Source organism: Sulfobacillus thermosulfidooxidans (genome assembly GCF_001280565.1).
In the GTDB taxonomy this organism is placed as follows: domain Bacteria; phylum Bacillota; class Sulfobacillia; order Sulfobacillales; family Sulfobacillaceae; genus Sulfobacillus; species Sulfobacillus thermosulfidooxidans_A.
This window is the reverse complement of the sequence record NZ_LGRO01000002.1, coordinates 207,476-224,071: the sequence shown is the minus strand read 5'-3', so window position 1 is coordinate 224,071 and position 16,596 is coordinate 207,476. Positions and strand designations below refer to the sequence as shown.

Genomic DNA, 16,596 nt, shown 5'->3' with positions numbered 1-16,596 from the left:
TCCCTTGCTATAATCGCCCTAACCGTTCACGACACACTGTGAAGAGGCGTGTAATCACTGCGAAATGGGGAGAAGCACGATGACTATAAAACCGGAAGACCTCATGGCTTTAAAAACTTGGGGACAAGCCGTTACCGCCCCAGATGGCCGGATCTTTTTTGTTGAATCTCAGATAAATAAACAAACCAATTCGGTAGAACATCGGATAATGCAAATAGAGCACAACGGATCCTCGTGGACTTCCGCTCGACCTTTTACCCATGGACCCACCGATACCCTACCTCAAATCTCTCCTGATGGACATTATTTGGCTTTTTTATCGCGCCGGTCGGGCAGCAATCAAGTATGGATTATGCCTCTAAAGGGAGGAGAAGCACGCCAGCTTACGCAGATTAAAGGAGGCATTAAGGATTTTACTTGGCATCCTCATGGGCAAAAAGTCGTGGTGATAGCCCATTTGTTTCGGGGTCTGATTGAAAATGAAAAATCAGGGGATCACTCAAGTCCTGGCTTACAATCGGATGACGGATTGGCCTATCGCTTTACGCGTGATGTCAAAATTATTACCAAACAATATTATAAATTCGACGGTTCGGGATTTTTAGGGGACTTTATTGATACCGCCGTCAGTGTGGATATATCAACAAACACCGTCCAGGTCATGACACCTGGGCTTGAAGATGTCTTTAATCCCGTGTTTTCTCACGATGGCGCGACGTTATTTTATCTACAGCGGCCAAAAATGAGTGCCGATGCCAATCCCCAAATTCGTGAAATTTTTTCTTATACTGGGCTAATGAGTCAGCAATTGACCCATTTAGGGTTGGCCATAAGTCGGGTGATTGTCCATCCCAATGGGAAAACCCTGGTGTTTACCGCAAGTGATCCGCAGGATTTAGGATACGGTAATGAAAAGCTTTGGTTATATGATCTTGAAACCGATCAAGCGAAATGTTTATCGGACGAATTAGACCGACCCGTCGGGGATCACACGTTAACCGATGTTGCGGGACTGCCGTTAGATAAACCTGTCGTGAGTCGGGATGGTGAGTGGGTATTTATGTCTTTAAGTGACCAGGGACGGGTGAATCTCTGGAAGTTTTCCTTAACAGGCCAAAAATCTCCTAAGGCTATTACGCAGAATGCCTGGACGGTTTATAGTTATGCATCCCATCCTTCGGGACTCGTTGTCCTTGCATCGAATCCCTTATGTCCCTCAACTCTCCTGATCATGGACGAAGATGGCACCTTTGTTTCAGAACCGCATAACGTGCCGCTCCCTTGGACGGACGATGAGCTAGCCATGCCGGTCGCGTATCAAGCTACAAGCAGGGACGGCACAAAAGTCGATGCCTGGATTTTGTTCCCGTCATTACCTAAGAAAAATGTTCCCATGATCCTTCAAGTCCATGGAGGGCCTATGGCTATGTATGGTTACCGATTCATGTTTGAAATGCAATTTTTACGCTCGCTTGGATATGCAGTCATTTATGGCAATCCTCGGGGATCTTTGGGATATGGACATGATTTTTGCCGGGCGATCATTGGCCACTGGGGTGATAAAGATTATGCCGACGTGATGGCCATTCTCGATGATGCATTACAAGGCCCAGGCCAAGAGCGTTGTGACCACCAAAATATCGGAATTATCGGGGGAAGCTACGGGGGTTTCATGGTTAACTGGGCTATTGCGCATACCGACCGCTTTCGTTGTGCCGTGAGTATGCGATCGGTCGTAAACCGTTTTAGTGCCATGGGGACGAGTGATTTAGGGTGGTTACGAGTTGCGCAATATGGCACGAAACCATGGTGGGAAGATCCAGAGCCCTATTGGCAACAATCGCCCTTACGGTATGCATCATCGATTCATACACCACTTTTGATTGAACACCAAATGAACGATTATCGTTTGCCCTTAGAGCAAGGGGAACAATTATATCATGCGTTAAAGTACTTGGGGCGCGACGTCAAAATGATTCTTTACCCAAACGAATCGCATGGCATGACACGAAATGGAGAGCCGTGGCACCGGGTATTTCGCCTTCAACAAATTGCTATCTGGTTTGCGGCCTATCTGCAGCAGTAATTTTTTGTAAAAAATACGGTTCCAATTCATCCCTGCCCTAATGTTGGCTACTTAGGGCCTAAAAACAGGGAAGAGGGCTGGGATTAATCCCTAGCCCTTTTTGAGTTTTGGCCGGCTTTAGTTTATTAATCTTCTTGAATAGTCACTCGGGTCATGTGGTCACCCTGGCGAATACTGTCTAATACATCAAAGCCTTCGATGACGCGGCCAAATACGGTGTGGACGCCATCGAGATGGGGTTGGGGACTGTGACAAATAAAGAATTGGCTACCACCGGTGTCCCGGCCGCGGTGGGCCATCGATAATGATCCCCGTAAGTGTTTGTGAGGATTTCCTTCTGTTTCACATTTAATGGTATATCCCGGTCCTCCGGTACCATCTCCATTGGGATCGCCGCCTTGGATGACAAAATTAGGAATGACCCGATGAAAGGTGAGACCATCATAAAATCCTGAACGGGCGAGTTTCGCAAAGTTTGCGACCGTACCAGGTGCCTCATTGGGATAGAGTTCCAAGACCATCGTACCTTTATCTGTTTCAATTGTTGCGTGCATCATGAAGTTCCTCCTATATGTTGAAATGAATGGTTCGTTGGAGACGAGTTATCCCGGTCGTCCTGAGGGTTCGGGAATAGGATCGCCGCGCAGGCAACGTAGCGCATTTAACTCCCGAGCTTCTTCCCATTCCTCGGAAGAAAAGGGCTCGGGAATAAGATGATAATGTTGTTCAAAACCGGCAATTAAGGCGTCATGCACATCCTGAGTCGTGATTTCTGATAATCCCGGATGATGATTCAGAGCCGTGACGACTTCGGGTTTCAATATCTGTTGGCTTCCTGCCCGGTAATAAAATTCTTGAATGAACTGGGTTGTAGCCACAGGGTCTTGCTGCACTAAGATCATGCCAGAGACGAGTGCGGATCCTCCCCGAATGGCTTGCGCAATGCCGGCAATTTTTCGGCCGTCACGAGTAACCAGATCATAGGGGCCTTCGCAATAGGAGCCTTCGGCCCGTCCAAATTGGGTGAGAATACCCAGCATACGCAATCCATCGATAATGGGAATGGTCATATCCCGAAAATTTTGTTCCCATACGGTCAAATCCCGGCAAGGGCGGGATACGGCGAAACTCAAGCACGTACGATCCAAAAGGACGGCGGAACCACCTCCGACACGCATATAAACGGGATAGCCTTGACTTTGCGCCCAGTTCAGGGCGTCGTCCAGAAATGGTAGTCGCTTATCTTTGGGACCTAACAAGAGATAGGGATTGTGTTCACGAATTAAAATGCCCCATGACTCTGTTTTCGCCGACCAACGACCGAGCACTTCCGCTAACACGGGTGATAAGTAAAAGGTTTCAGGATTGTTGGCAGCTGTAATGGTAATGAAGCGAGCATCTGGCAATATCTTCACTGGGTGCGTCCTTTCTCACCGACCGTTCACAGGATATGATCATGGTTGGTGCCCATGAACACATCAATCTGGAATAATGTTGGGCAAGTCCAATATAACCCTGAAATTCCTCTTCCGTAATGGTACGAAAAACCGACCAGACAAGCAACCATAGAAAGGCAGAGATGCCGATCCAAAAAGATTGCTGTCGTGACATCCTTACCCTCTCAAAGATTTTTTACTTGTAAAAGATTCTTTACTTGCCTTTAGAAAAAACATGTCGGTCTTCTTTGGGTCTGACATAATATTCTAGGGATAGAGAGTAAACCCACAGTAAGGACGGGGTGAGGACATGACCGTCATGGTAGGGCGGTTTTTATGGAGAATCGGAAGCGGGATATGGTTAGGGACTATTATTTTTTTCTCGTTAGTGGTGGCCCCGGCCATTTTTTTAGAATTGCCCATGGTCGATGCCGGACGTTTATTGGTTCGCATCTTTCCCGCATATTACGGCATCGGTTTGTGGGGAGGAGGTTTGGCGCTCATTGGTTCGCTGTTAGCGGCGTGGTATGCCTCAAGCCGTAAGAACTGGCTACTATTTGTTGAAGCGTTGTTAGCGTGGGTATTAGTGGTATACGCTAACCGGCTTTTAGGAATTATGAATCATTTAAACAGTGCATCGAGCCGGTTTGCCCATCTTCATGGCGAATCCGTGATGATTAATACGGTGATCGGCATTTTACTGATTGTCGGCTTTATTCTTGAAACGTGGATCATTCGCGACTAAATCTGTCCAGGGAAAGAACAAAAACAGGTTCTGTAGTTCTTTTAAATGACGTCAAGATAAGGATTGTATGGTGATGAGAAATCCATGGCCAAAGCGACTCGGTGGGTTGCCACTAGTGATTTAGAGATTATTGTTGATAAGGAGCCGTGGCGCCTTCCTAAGACACTTCAGCAACAAGTGAACCAATATTGGGACGGCTTAGTACGCCACGGGACACCATTTTTCCGTGGCCCTGTATTGAGTGTTCGTCAAGTGCATGAACAAGGGGCGAGCGTTTTAATCGAAGGCGTCCTCACGGACTACGCTCACTACCTGTTTAGTCGGCAATTACCTGCCCAGCACCCTTATCAGGTGCGAGTGATGTTTGCGGCAGCATGTTTGGTAACCAGTGACAACTGGTTAATTTCCGGGGTAATGAGTCCGGAAACATCAAGACCTGGTTGGATTCAAGCTATTGGCGGGTCGCCGAATTTTGACGATATTGTCGACGGGCATTTTCTTCCCGTCTCCTCAGCTCGGCGCGAAGCTTTGGAGGAGGTGGGGATTGAGATTCCCCCATCGCGCTGTCAAGTGAAAGGGTTCACTCAGGACGAAATGGGTCGTATTGCCATTGCTGTATCTATGTCTCTGGAAGACAGATGTGATGAGATTTTGAACAATGTGCGGCGATACTTGCACGCTCTGTCCCAGCACGGGCCAACAGAACTGGAAGACGTGTTAGGCATCCCCATAGGTCCATCGGGTTTACATGTCTTGGAGAGCCAAACACGTCCTGTTGTTCGCTATTTAAAAAGCATTGTTCAAGGATTTTATACAGGAGGATGATCGCGTAACGCACGTGCCATGCGATCTAGCCCTTCTTGAAGCCGAGCCGTCTCGATCGTCAAGGAAATGCGCATCCAGCCGCGCCCGTGTTCGCCATAAGCTTCTCCCGGGGTGAGTACTACATCCGCATACTGAACGAAATAATTGGTCGCCTCTTGTGAACTCATGCCAAAGGGAGCGGGAAACCATAAATAGAATGTGGACCTGGGGGGTGTAATGGGAATTCCCATATTATTTAGGGCTTTGACGGCCAAATCCCGGCGCTCTTGATATAAAGCGTTCATGGATTGGATAAAAGGAATAGGATTCGAATCAAGAGTTGCAATAGCAGCATCCTGGATGGCGGTAAAAGGACCGGAGTCGAGGTTACTCTTGAGCGTTCCCAAGGCCTCAATAGCCAGGGGATTGCCCACCGCCGCGGCAATGCGCCAACCAGTCATGTTAAAGGGCTTGGATAAGGAATAAAATTCAATCGCAATGTCCTTGGCTCCGGGAATCTCTAAAATGGAGGGAGCTTGATATCCATCAAAGCCGATATCGAGATAAGCGCCGTCGCTGCACAAAAGAACATCATGTTTCAAACACAATTGTACGGCTTCTTCATAAAACTCGCGGGTGGCAATGGCACCGGTGGGGTTATTAGGGTAATTCAGCCACAGCATTTTGGCTCGAGCCCAAACGTTTTCGGGAATGGCAGATAAATCTGGCAAAAACTGACGTTCGGCGGTGAGGGGAAGAGCATAAGGCTCGGCACCAGCCAAAATCGTTTGGGTATAGTAGACTGGATATGCCGGGTCGGGGACAAGGACGATATCGCCCGGCTCAGCCATAGCCCATATCAAATGCGCAATTCCTTCTTTGGATCCGATCAGTCCGAGAACCTCTGAGCTGGGGTCAAGTTCCACCCCAAAGCGGTTACGATACCAATGAGCCATGGACATCCGGAAATCAAGGCTTCCCAGGTAATTGGGATAGCGATGAGTTTCGGGATTATCAACCGCTCGTTTCAACGCTTCGACAGCAACAGATGCTGTGGGTTGGTCGGGATCTCCAATACCGAGAGAAATGACATCCCGTCCCAACTCGCGTTGTCTGGCTATTAATTTATCGAGTTCTAAGAATAAATACGGGGGAATTTTGTTCATTCTGGATGCCCGTTGCATAATACAGGTAACCTCCTAAAAATCCATGGTGATGGTCAGGTGGGATTCTCAAAACACCTCAGTTATGACACAAGTCTCCATAAAGTGCAACGAAATATATACGAACCCGATGAATTTTTATTTGACGTCAGCGGCACTGCATGATATAGTAACGGCAAGATACTAAAAACCGCGAAGAACACGCAGGGAAAGGAGACAGATCATGGTCCATTCGTTTTTACACGATGGCTTGATAAAGGTCTCCGTTTATGCTTTTGCTCCTGTAACTCTCTTAGCCTCTGTGAAGTCGTGGAAGAAGCCCGGTGTTAAGACCTGGCCGGCTCGTGCGTAATTTTCGCGCGATCCGGCGTGTCAAGATTTTGGGACATCCACAACTTTTAAGGAGGTTTTTTTATGCAATTACCCCGTATTTTTACTGCGATGATCACCCCTTTTAACGATGCTGGTCAATTGGATTACGATGAAGCAGGGCGATTAGCTACATGGCTTGTGGAACATGGTAGTGGCGGTCTTATTCTTTCTGGCACCACCGGCGAATCCCCGGCCTTGACGGACCGGGAACGGATGAATTTGTTGCGGGCAGTGCGCGAGCATGTGGGCGATGATGTTCCGTTGTGGATGGGAACCGGGACGAATAATACGGTACACAGCCGTGAACTGTCATGGGAAGCTGCAGAAAATGGCGCCGACGGTGTTTTGCTCGTTTGTCCCTATTACAATAAACCCCCGCAAGAAGGCCTGATTCGCCATTTTGTTGAGATTGCTACGGGATTACCCGTTCCTGTTATGCTCTACAATATTCCTGGGCGAACTGGCGTGAATCTTCTTCCCGCTACGGTGCGAACTATTACCCAAGAATGTGATAATGTTGTGGCGATTAAAGAGGCTGCAGGCTCTTTGCCGCAAATGCAAGAACTCATTAATCTGGTTTCGCCGCAAATCCGGGTCTATTCGGGCGACGATGCCATGTATTTTACGGCGTTGACCTTAGGTGCCTATGGCGTGGTCAGTGTGGCATCACACTTGGTAGGCGATGAGCTGGTGACGATGACCGAGAGCCTATTACAAGGAAATTTAGAGCAGGCTCGCCAAATCAATACGACACTCATGCCAATATTCCATGAACTGTTTCGTTATACGAACCCGATTAGCGTGAAATGGGCGATGAACTATCTTGGATTTCATGCGGGCGATGTGCGGTTACCACTTGTGACCCCACGCCATGAGCAAGCTTTTGAAATGCTGCGGCAGTTGATTGACCAGTTGGTCCCAGAGCGGATGTGGCCCCGGGCTAGTTAATGGGATAAAGGCCGGAAGTGTCCGGCCTTTATCCAAGCTCGATGTGGTAATCAGCAAACCAATAATGGGCTTGAATTAAGAATGCGAATAATTGAGCGTTGCCCATTAATTGGCCAAACCACGGAATTTGCTCGGCCATAGGTCCTTGGTTCATCAATTCCTTGACACGGTTGACGTCAACGATTTGATGGAGGGCAGAACCTCGGTCACCTAAAATTTCTGTCAGTTGTTCCCTCATCCTTGCGAAATAGGAGGGGTTTGGCGTGGAAGGATAAGGGCTTTTTTGACGCCACAAAACATCATCGGGTAGAATCCCTTCCATGGCCTGCCGTAATATAACCTTGCGGTGTTCGCCTTGTGTTTTCATGGACCACGGAATATTCCATACGTATTCGACAAGTCGGTGGTCACAAAAAGGGACGCGTACTTCCAGCCCGACGGCCATGGTCATCCGGTCTTTGCGGTCCAAAAGCGTAGGCAAAAAGCGCGTCAGCGTCAAATAGCTGATTTCGCGTATGCGAGCGGCGCTACGCGATTCACCCGCCAACCGAGGCACTTCGTCCAACGCTTCTTGATAGCGCTGCTGGACGTATTCGAACGGCCGAATATAACGGACGAATTCGTTGGATAAAATACTTACCCGGTCTTGCAAGCGGCGGGCCCAAGGAAAGGTGTGTGCCTCGATGGCATCCCGATGGTGAAACCATGGGTAACCCCCGAATATTTCATCTGCAGCTTCGCCCGAAAGCCCGACGGTCGCTTGCTGTTTGATGGCGCGGGCAAACACTAACAACGATGTGTCAACGTCTGCCATACCGGGAAGATCTCGGGCGTGCAACGAGGCAACGAGATTGTCTACAAGCTCAGGCGTATCCAATACAATTCGGGAATGGATGGTGCCGAGATATTCTGATACGCGATTGACCCATGGTGCATCAAGATTGGTTTGGAATGCTGTCGGTTTAAAATGTTTTTCCATATCGACAAAGTCGATAGAAAAAGTTTTTAGCGGACCACGGTTTTCATCGTTAAAGGCTTTTACCGCTAAGGCGGTGACGGCACTGGAATCTAATCCACCGGATAACAAGGTGACAACCGGCACGTCAGCAATTAACTGCCGCTTAACCGTATCTTCTAACAAATCGCGAATGGTTTGTCGTGTGGTAAACACATCGTCAGGATGTTCATGGGACACGAGTTGCCAATAGCGGTGAGTAGAAATACGGCCCCGTTTATACTGAAGATATTCTCCTGGCCGCAGTTCATAGACGCCTTCAAAAACTCCATGGCCCGGGGTTCTGGCAGGACCTAGCGCAAAAACTTCAGCGAGTCCTTCGCGACTGACCCGATGCGGCATTTCAGGATGAGCCAAAATAGCTTTAATTTCGGATCCAAAAAGGATGCCCTGGCGCAGTGGGGCATAAAACAAGGGTTTAACACCCAGACGATCTCGCGCCACAAAGAGAGTTTGTTCCGCTGCATCCCATATTGCAAAGGCAAAAATACCGTTGAGACGGCTTAATGATTCGTGTCCCCATGCAATATAGGCTGTTAAGAGCACCTCGGTATCGGATTGACTGGCGAAGGAATATCCCAAGCTGATGAGTTCCTGTCTGAGTTCGCGGTAATTATATAATTCGCCATTGTAAACGATTGTATAAACCCGGCGACCTTCTCGGCGGGACATTGGTTGCATACCGCCTTCGGGATCAATGACGACAAGGCGCCGGTGTCCCATCGCGGCATGTTCCGTCACCCAGGTGCCGCTGCCGTCTGGTCCCCGGCATGTTAGCGGCTGAACCATGGCATCTAAAGAAGACTGGTGAGCTCGGATATCTTGCTGCCAGTCAATCCATCCTGCAATCCCGCACATACGTTAACCTCCTCATCTTCAGATTTCCATTGGATGAGAAATCTGTTTACTGAATCAGTGGTTACTCTATGCGCGGGCGCAAAAGGGGGTGAAATGCGGGCATTAGCCAACTTTTGGAGAGATCAGTGAATAATGGTAGCGCAATAAGTTATCCGCCGATATGCGACATCTCCACTTTTGGCGCGGATGACGTGGCCTGAGATCGCAGTAGCGAATATTGATCGGTACGCCGATGCCACAACGCTTGTATGGCGCCGAGAATCTGGGCATCATCCACTCCCTCTTCTCGTAAAAGATGGCGCAAATCGAACCCCTCAGATCCAAATAAACAGGTATAGAGACGGCCTTCAGGAGAAAGGCGAATGCGAGAACAATGATGGCAGAAGGGCTGGGTCACGGATGCGATGATACCGATTTCACCCCCGCCATCTTGATAGCGGAAGCGCCGTGCGACTTCCCCGGGGTGATTTGGGGCTAATGGTTCTAACGGCCATTCTTGTTGGAGGATAGTCAGAATTTCTGATGCCGGTACCACATCATCTAATCGCCATCCGTTCGTGTTACCTACATCCATATATTCAATGAATCGTAAAACGACTCTACTATGGCGGAAATGGCGTGCCATGGGGATGATTTGTTGATCATTAACATCGCGTTTCACAACCATGTTGACTTTAACCGGTCCAAGACCAGCAAAAATGGCGGCATCAATAGCGGAAAGTATTTTTCCGACAGGTACACCAACATCATTGACGGCCTTGAAAATCTCATCAGTTAGGGCATCGAGACTGATGGTTACACGTTTAAGGCCCGCTTGCCGAAGGCGCTCGGCGCGTCCTCGGTCCAAAAAGTAGCCATTTGTGGTCATGGCAATGTCTTCAATGCCCGGGACCTCACTTAATTGCCGAATTAACACATCCAAGTCTTGGCGTAATAGCGGTTCTCCACCGGTGATACGCACTTTTTTCACACCTAACTGAGAAAAAACCCTAACTGTGCGCGTTAATTCATCAAATGTCAGTAAATCATGCTTAGGCAAAAAATGAAATTTGGCCCCAAAGACTTCTTTCGGCATGCAATAAATGCAGCGAAAATTGCAGCGGTCCGTCACGGACAAGCGGAGATCGCGCAGGGGACGTGTATGTTGGTCAGTTACCGTTGGCATAGGACTTCTCACCCTTTCCTTGGCCATTTCATGGCCAGGACTTGATATTGATTTTACCTTTTCTTTGATGGGGGAAGAAGCCCTTTTAAAGATGGCCATCGCGTATGATTCTGGCTTTGATGGCACACACTGTCCTCGGTGATGAAAAAATGACAAATGTCGGACTCGCTCGCTTACAATTTGGGGGAACATTACTGTACCATTTTCTCTTTGTCCCCTTGACGATTGGATTAGGACTTCTGATTGCCATTTTGGAAACGTTCTATTACCGCTCCCATAATGACGTCTACCGTAAGGCTATGCAATTTTGGATGAAAATTTATTTGGTCAACTTTGCTGTCGGCGTGGTTACTGGAATCATCCAAGAATTCCAGTTTGGCACCAACTGGGCCGATTTTTCTCGCTTTGTTGGGGATGTGTTCGGGGCTCCTTTAGCAATTGAAACATTAATGGCGTTTTTCTTAGAATCGACGTTCTTGGGAGTATGGATTTTTGGTTGGGAAAAACTTTCGCCCAAAGTTCATCTCTTTGCCATATGGATGGTGGCTTTAGGTTCGGCAATGTCAGCCTTTTGGATTCTAGCGGCCAATTCTTTTATGCAAGAACCGGTGGGATTTGTTTTTCGTCACGGCCGCACGGAAATGGTGAATTTTTTCGCTGTCTTAGCCAATCCACAACTTTGGTTGGAGTTTCCCCATACTCTGTTCGGTGCGATAGCGACCGGATCGATTTTCATGGCGGCTGTCAGCTCTTACCATCTTATTCGCCATACCAATGATGAGGTCTTTGAACCGAGTTTTCGGATTGCCATGATTGGCGCCTTGATTGGCAGTGTCTCCGTCTTTATTTTAGGTCATGAGCAAGCTCAACATTTAATTGTGGCCCAACCTATGAAAATGGCGGCGTCAGAGGCATTGTGGCACACCAGTCCCATTCACGCACCGTGGACGATTGTGGGGACGATCGATACAAAAACACACTCCGATCCCTTTGTGTTGCAGATTCCTTACTTGTTAAGCATCTTAGCGTATAACCGGTTAAGCGGACGGGTTACTGGGCTATTGGAACTTAATCATCTCTATCAGTTGCGCTATGGGCCCGGGAATTACATGCCGCCTATCGTTTGGACGTTTTGGGCATTTCGCACGATGATATTTGCAGGAACCACTATGATGCTTATTGCCATCATAGGAGCCTATTTAACCATCAAAGGCAAACGGCCGCACTGGTTACTTGTGTTGATGGAGTGGACCTTGATTCTACCGTATCTTTCCAATACGGCGGGATGGGTAATGACCGAGGTAGGGCGTCAGCCCTGGGCTGTCTTTGGACTGTTAAAAACCCCAAATGGCATATCGCCTACCGTCAGTATTAGTGAATTGTGGACGACAGTCATAGGTTATGGCATTTTGTATCTCAGTATCGCCGCTGCCGCCATATATCTCTTTTTACTCATCATTCATCAAGGTCCCAGTCAAGAACAAGGTCAAGAAAATGAGGAGGAATCCTCAAAGCATGGCTATTTACTCCATGGACATGAATCATTAAGACATGCCAAATCGCCAGTTCATTATGATGACCTTCACTAACCCGGTGGGCGTAAGAAGAATAGAACCTATGTCATGAAGGACGCTTGATGTTTTAACAGGAGGGTGAGAATGACATGTTAAATGTGACTTGGTTTGTGTTAGCAGTGGTCTTGTTCATCGGCTATTTCTTTCTTGAGGGATTTGATTATGGTGTGGGCATGTTGCTTCCTGTTGTTGGGCGAAATGATCATGACAGGCGGCTGGTTCTTTCAACCATCGGTCCATTTTGGGATGGGAATGAAGTATGGCTCATCGCTTCGGGCGGTTCGTTATTGGCGGCATTTCCGGCGTGGTATGCGAGTTTCTTAAGTAGCTTTTACCTGGCGTTCTTTTTCCTATTGGCCGCTTTGATTGTCCGCGGCGTAGCCATTGAATTTCGCAGCCGTGTAGAGGACCTGCGATGGCGCCAAATATGGGATAGCCTGTTTGTGTGGGGGAGTTTTGTCCCTCCCTTAGTATGGGGATTTATTATGGCCAACATGGTTCGAGGGATACCCATTGACGCCCAAGGAAACTTTGTCGGATCTTTACTGCAACTGGTTAATGTCTATTCCATCCTCGGTGCGATTTCTGTTGCGTTTGTCTTTGCATTGCATGGAGCCTTGTTTTTGATGATCCGAACCAAAGGTGTGCTGCATGAACGGGCCGAAAAGATAGCATACCGGATTGGACCTGCGGCCACGGGGATTTTCTTGATTTTCGTCGTGATGACCTATTACCAAACCGATATCGTTCGGCGTTTAGGTCTCGATCCGGGACCCATTCCTGTGTTTGCTTTTTTGAGTATGATTGCCGTGCGTTTGTTTTTACAGCGGGGCCAGGAAAAGTGGGCGTTTGTTTCGACCGGATTTACAATTATTTTGTCTACTATTACCATCTTTTTGTCTCTCTATCCCGATGTGATGATCAGTTCTCTCAATCCGTCTTGGAATTTGACGATATATAATGCGGCGGCGAATCCATATAGCCTTCATGTCATGACCATTATGACAATATTTCTCTTGCCAATTGTTTTGGGATATCAAGCATGGAGTTATTGGGTTTTTCGCAAGCGCATCGACCAACACAGCAAATTAGAATACTAAAAAATTCCATGATGAAAGGCTGATCCGTAAGGCTACTAATGTGATACGCTGTCGTATGAAAAATGCGCCCCTGGGTGACCTGTGACCTCAACGAGTCCTCAAGCGTTATATTGTGTAAAAGCCTCGGGAGTGACACATTGTATGCGCGCCAAGTTGGTTGCTTTGATTATGATGGCGCTAGTAGCCGCCTTTGCATGGGTGCGCTACCCGCTTTCCTTTCACCATGTGACCCCCGGTTCTATGGTGAAGCCGCCTGCACCTCCTGAGGTGCAGCTCGGTGATTTGGGCAGCCTTCCCACCGTGTCACCTAGTGAACTACAGTCCCTTATCAATCAGGGCTTAGTTTATGGCATTGTTTTGACACCAGCACATAAAACAGTGCTGTTCCTAGCCAGAACCCCCAATGCACCGATTCATCTCGTCTTAGCCCATTGGCCTCCTCTGCGTTTTGCTGCCATTGCCGTGTTGTCAAATCCGGCAAACACCTTTTCTGGGAATTGGAAGCGTGATCACCAAGAAATCCACTGGCTTCGGCTGTCTTCACACCTTATCCTCGGGACATAGCCCATTGGAGAAATTGCTATAATAGGGGAAGTATGTCGAGATGAGGAGGAAAAATGGGGTGAAAGTTGCGGTCATCATGGGAAGTCAATCAGATTGGCCCGTGATGAAAGAAGCGGTAGATTTTTTACGCGAAATCGGCGTGGCGGTGGATGCACATATCCTGTCAGCCCACCGGACTCCAGATCGTATGGCCGAGTTTGCTAAAGCAGCAGAATCCCACGGTTATGGGGTAATCATAGCCGGTGCGGGTGGGGCCGCCCATTTACCGGGAATGACCGCGGCGTATACGACGGTGCCCGTCATCGGCGTTCCGGTTCCTACCAAAAATCTACAAGGATTGGATTCACTGCTTTCGATTGTCCAAATGCCTGGGGGAATACCGGTGGCTACTGTGGCCATTGGTCAGGCGAAAAATGCGGCTATTTTAGCGGCAGAAATTCTTGCCGTGCATGATGGCAATCTACGAGAGCGACTGCATCAAGTGCGCCGGAGAATGGCACAAGATGTCATGAACGCGGAGAATGCGTTAAACAGCCAGGATGATGGTGACCAAGGAGCGGATAAATCGTGATTAAGCTCAAGCCCGGGGAGTATATTGGCATCATTGGGGGAGGACAGCTTGGCCGCATGATGGCCTATGCCGCTTATCAGCTAGGGTACCGTGTAGCGGTTTTGGATCCGGATCCTGAAGCACCTTTGGCTCAAATTGCCCATCACCGCATTATAGCGTCCTATGACGATACGGATGCGGTGAAAAATTTGGCGGCGTTGTCATCGGTGATTACCTATGAGTTTGAAAATGTCAGCGTTCCTCAGCTAGAAATAATTGCTCATGAACGGCCGGTGTTTCCTAATCCTGGGTTATTGGCGATTTCTCAAAATCGGATCTACGAAAAGACCATGTGCCGCCGTCTAGGTCTTAAGACCGCCGATTTTTTGTCGGCGGAGAGTTTTGAACAACGCGAGCAGTTGCGGAATTTCTCTCACTTTCCGGCTATAGTGAAAACCGCGCGAGGCGGTTATGACGGTAAAGGTCAGATGCGCGTAGACAATGCTAAGGAATTAGACACGGCGTTAGCCTCGTGGCCCGATGTCCCGCTTATTGTGGAACAATTTGTGCCTTACGACGTTGAGATTTCGGTCGTTTTAACCCGGGATCAAAATCAACATATGGTCGATTTTGGCACGATCGAAAATCACCATCAGAACGGAATTTTAGATGTTTCTATTTCTCCAGCTCGGGTTCCAGAACATATTACGGAAAAAGCCGTCTCCTATGCTCGTCAGATTGCTGTGGATCTGGACCTGGTCGGTACTATGACAGTGGAGTTTTTTGTTGTGGGTAATGATGTACTCGTGAATGAATTGGCTCCACGCCCTCATAATTCGGGACATTTAACCATCGAGGCGTTTGATTACTCACAGTTTGATCAACATATTCGAGCAATTTCTGGATTGCCCTTGGGACGTCAGCATCAACGGAGTCCGGCAGCAATGGCCAATTTGTTGGGGGATTTGTGGCAAAGCGGCGACTTGAACTGGAGTTTAGCACTAGAAACGTTAAATACGTATTTACATCTTTATGGGAAAGATGAGCCACGAGCCGGCAGGAAAATGGGGCACATTACGGCGTTGGCAGATACCCCGGAAACCGCCATGAGACGAGTTCGTCAAGCCCGAGATGCTCTAAGCCTCTCCCACCGCTCCGAGCATTAATCGGAGCGGTTTAACTTTCTTCAACAAACTCCCTGAAAAAATCTCTGAGTGATGCAACGCAGCCTTCGAAAATATAACCTGACACTGTTAAATTTTTATACTCAAGTAAAAACGACATGGATTTGCAAAATTTATGGGATCCCTTTTAGTCTAAACGTGCTACAATCACCTAGTAATGTCGAGTAGTGATTTATTCGGCATAGCATACTAGGCATCTACAACCATATCTTAAGGATGCCAGGGTTTGATAAACCGACAATGAAGTAATTGATTAAGGTTTTATAACCTCAATTGCTGTCGGGTAAACCACTCAATAACATAAGTCCAATTCGGATGAATCCGAGTATGGATTGTGTGAAGGAGGAAGAGGCGTGGAAAAGGATCCCGCCAAAGAAGAGAATATTCTAAATGGCGAAAATGTTGAGGAAAATCAATGGAGTCGTCGCCAATTTCTCGTGGGTAGTGCAGCCTTAGGGGTAGCGGGCGCGGTGACGTTGTTTGGCCGCCAAGCGCTCGTGGATGCCGCCCGCGGTATCTTTGGATCGCCGGTCAGTTCCGGGACGGTCCATCTTTACGCGTACGACTACTATTACATCCCCAATTACATGACCTGGCGCGTCGGCGACCAGATGGACATTATCTTCCAAAATCAAAGTCATACCCACTGGCATGAATGGACCATGGGCCGCCATGTGAATGAGGCCTATTTCCAAGCCTTTGGCAATCTGCCGGCGGATGCCTGGGCAGAAGACTTTTGGGATGGGGTCCACGTGACCTTGAGTGATCCCTATAAGGTTGACAACTTTGTGCCTAATAAAGCGATTGTGACCTATGACGGGCCTAAAGAGCTCTTTAACATTGCCAGTGGAGGAGACTTTAGCCCGACCTTAAAACCCGGCGGCAGCATCCATATTTCCTTTACCGTGCCCAACAAGCCGGGCATTTGGGATTATGGCTGCTTTGTGCAACAGTACATTCACTACCGCACGGGCATGCGCGGGAAAGTGTTAATTCTGCCGGCATAAGGCAATGAGAAAGGAGCGAGCCCTT

At 48.3% G+C, this 16,596-nt stretch carries 16 protein-coding genes; 11 read left to right on the top strand and 5 right to left on the bottom strand.

The genetic code is table 11. The features are described from left to right. Window positions 1–79: 79 nt before the first annotated feature. Window positions 80–2,086 (top strand): alpha/beta hydrolase family protein, encoded by a 2,007-nt coding sequence (locus AOA63_RS16615; RefSeq protein ID WP_053960908.1) that lies wholly within the window; start codon window positions 80–82, stop codon window positions 2,084–2,086. 125 nt (window positions 2,087–2,211) lie between these two features. Here AOA63_RS16615 and AOA63_RS16610 read toward each other — a convergent pair whose 3' ends face one another. Continuing rightward, the gene (locus AOA63_RS16610; protein WP_053960907.1) at window positions 2,212–2,643 is read right to left on the bottom strand and encodes a peptidylprolyl isomerase; all 432 of its coding nucleotides are present in this window, start codon (window positions 2,641–2,643) and stop codon (window positions 2,212–2,214) included. Between the two features lie 45 nt (window positions 2,644–2,688). Then, window positions 2,689–3,501 carry a lipoate--protein ligase family protein gene (locus AOA63_RS16605; RefSeq protein WP_053960906.1) on the bottom strand — a complete coding sequence of 271 codons (813 nt, stop codon included), beginning with the start codon at window positions 3,499–3,501 and terminating at the stop codon, window positions 2,689–2,691. Between the two features lie 331 nt (window positions 3,502–3,832). Between AOA63_RS16605 and AOA63_RS16600 the strand changes: the two genes are divergently transcribed. Next, the gene (locus AOA63_RS16600) at window positions 3,833–4,267 is read left to right on the top strand and encodes a DUF4149 domain-containing protein (protein ID WP_053960905.1); all 435 of its coding nucleotides are present in this window, start codon (window positions 3,833–3,835) and stop codon (window positions 4,265–4,267) included. Between the two features lie 84 nt (window positions 4,268–4,351). Further along, the gene (locus AOA63_RS16595) at window positions 4,352–5,092 is read left to right on the top strand and encodes a hypothetical protein (RefSeq protein WP_053960904.1); all 741 of its coding nucleotides are present in this window, start codon (window positions 4,352–4,354) and stop codon (window positions 5,090–5,092) included. Here AOA63_RS16595 and AOA63_RS16590 read toward each other — a convergent pair. Beyond that, window positions 5,077–6,255: an LL-diaminopimelate aminotransferase gene (locus tag AOA63_RS16590; protein WP_082344100.1), complete on the bottom strand. Its 1,179-nt coding sequence runs from the start codon at window positions 6,253–6,255 to the stop codon at window positions 5,077–5,079. The two genes, AOA63_RS16595 and AOA63_RS16590, sit on opposite strands and share 16 nt — an antisense overlap. A gap of 202 nt (window positions 6,256–6,457) precedes the next feature. Between AOA63_RS16590 and AOA63_RS20425 the strand changes: the two genes are divergently transcribed. Together AOA63_RS20425 and dapA are read left to right on the top strand one after the other, a co-directional pair. Continuing rightward, entirely contained in the window at window positions 6,458–6,586 is a 129-nt protein-coding gene (locus tag AOA63_RS20425) for a hypothetical protein (protein ID WP_278277081.1), read from the top strand. Window positions 6,587–6,648: 62 nt separating this feature from the next. Next, the gene (gene dapA, locus AOA63_RS16585) at window positions 6,649–7,554 is read left to right on the top strand and encodes a 4-hydroxy-tetrahydrodipicolinate synthase (protein WP_053960902.1); all 906 of its coding nucleotides are present in this window, start codon (window positions 6,649–6,651) and stop codon (window positions 7,552–7,554) included. A 28-nt stretch (window positions 7,555–7,582) separates the two neighbouring features. Here dapA and asnB read toward each other — a convergent pair whose 3' ends face one another. After that, window positions 7,583–9,427 carry an asparagine synthase (glutamine-hydrolyzing) gene (gene asnB, locus AOA63_RS16580; protein WP_053960901.1) on the bottom strand — a complete coding sequence of 615 codons (1,845 nt, stop codon included), beginning with the start codon at window positions 9,425–9,427 and terminating at the stop codon, window positions 7,583–7,585. Between the two features lie 148 nt (window positions 9,428–9,575). Then, window positions 9,576–10,592, bottom strand: a complete 1,017-nt coding sequence (gene moaA, locus AOA63_RS16575) for a GTP 3',8-cyclase MoaA (RefSeq protein ID WP_242848398.1) — start codon at window positions 10,590–10,592, stop codon at window positions 9,576–9,578. A 119-nt stretch (window positions 10,593–10,711) separates the two neighbouring features. Here moaA and AOA63_RS16570 point away from each other — a divergent pair, with 119 nt between their 5' ends. The 6 genes from AOA63_RS16570 to AOA63_RS16545 all read left to right on the top strand — a co-directional run bounded on the left by AOA63_RS16570 (window position 10,712) and on the right by AOA63_RS16545 (window position 16,571). Beyond that, window positions 10,712–12,181 (top strand): cytochrome ubiquinol oxidase subunit I, encoded by a 1,470-nt coding sequence (locus AOA63_RS16570; RefSeq protein ID WP_242848397.1) that lies wholly within the window; start codon window positions 10,712–10,714, stop codon window positions 12,179–12,181. A 74-nt stretch (window positions 12,182–12,255) separates the two neighbouring features. Further along, window positions 12,256–13,266, top strand: coding sequence for a cytochrome d ubiquinol oxidase subunit II (gene cydB / locus AOA63_RS16565; protein ID WP_053960900.1), 1,011 nt, complete (start codon window positions 12,256–12,258; stop codon window positions 13,264–13,266). Window positions 13,267–13,407: 141 nt separating this feature from the next. Further along, complete coding sequence (locus AOA63_RS16560; protein WP_053960899.1) at window positions 13,408–13,830, top strand: hypothetical protein; 423 nt, start codon at window positions 13,408–13,410, stop codon at window positions 13,828–13,830. A gap of 40 nt (window positions 13,831–13,870) precedes the next feature. Next, the gene (gene purE, locus AOA63_RS16555) at window positions 13,871–14,401 is read left to right on the top strand and encodes a 5-(carboxyamino)imidazole ribonucleotide mutase (protein WP_053960898.1); all 531 of its coding nucleotides are present in this window, start codon (window positions 13,871–13,873) and stop codon (window positions 14,399–14,401) included. Continuing rightward, complete coding sequence (purK, locus tag AOA63_RS16550; protein WP_053960897.1) at window positions 14,398–15,546, top strand: 5-(carboxyamino)imidazole ribonucleotide synthase; 1,149 nt, start codon at window positions 14,398–14,400, stop codon at window positions 15,544–15,546. Before purE ends, purK begins: the two co-directional genes overlap by 4 nt. A 371-nt stretch (window positions 15,547–15,917) precedes the next feature. Beyond that, window positions 15,918–16,571, top strand: a complete 654-nt coding sequence (locus AOA63_RS16545; RefSeq protein WP_053960896.1) for a twin-arginine translocation signal domain-containing protein — start codon at window positions 15,918–15,920, stop codon at window positions 16,569–16,571. Window positions 16,572–16,596 lie beyond the last annotated feature (25 nt).

Coding starts and splice junctions, on each gene's coding strand:
- AOA63_RS16615 (WP_053960908.1), top strand. CDS start 80: ATGACTATAAAACCGGAAGACCTCATGGCTTTAAAAACTTGGGGACAA.
- AOA63_RS16610 (WP_053960907.1), bottom strand. CDS start 2,643: ATGATGCACGCAACAATTGAAACAGATAAAGGTACGATGGTCTTGGAA.
- AOA63_RS16600 (WP_053960905.1), top strand. CDS start 3,833: ATGACCGTCATGGTAGGGCGGTTTTTATGGAGAATCGGAAGCGGGATA.
- AOA63_RS16595 (WP_053960904.1), top strand. CDS start 4,352: ATGGCCAAAGCGACTCGGTGGGTTGCCACTAGTGATTTAGAGATTATT.
- AOA63_RS16590 (WP_082344100.1), bottom strand. CDS start 6,255: ATGCAACGGGCATCCAGAATGAACAAAATTCCCCCGTATTTATTCTTA.
- AOA63_RS20425 (WP_278277081.1), top strand. CDS start 6,458: ATGGTCCATTCGTTTTTACACGATGGCTTGATAAAGGTCTCCGTTTAT.
- dapA (WP_053960902.1), top strand. CDS start 6,649: ATGCAATTACCCCGTATTTTTACTGCGATGATCACCCCTTTTAACGAT.
- asnB (WP_053960901.1), bottom strand. CDS start 9,427: ATGTGCGGGATTGCAGGATGGATTGACTGGCAGCAAGATATCCGAGCT.
- moaA (WP_242848398.1), bottom strand. CDS start 10,592: ATGCCAACGGTAACTGACCAACATACACGTCCCCTGCGCGATCTCCGC.
- AOA63_RS16570 (WP_242848397.1), top strand. CDS start 10,712: ATGGCACACACTGTCCTCGGTGATGAAAAAATGACAAATGTCGGACTC.
- cydB (WP_053960900.1), top strand. CDS start 12,256: ATGTTAAATGTGACTTGGTTTGTGTTAGCAGTGGTCTTGTTCATCGGC.
- AOA63_RS16560 (WP_053960899.1), top strand. CDS start 13,408: ATGCGCGCCAAGTTGGTTGCTTTGATTATGATGGCGCTAGTAGCCGCC.
- purE (WP_053960898.1), top strand. CDS start 13,871: ATGAGGAGGAAAAATGGGGTGAAAGTTGCGGTCATCATGGGAAGTCAA.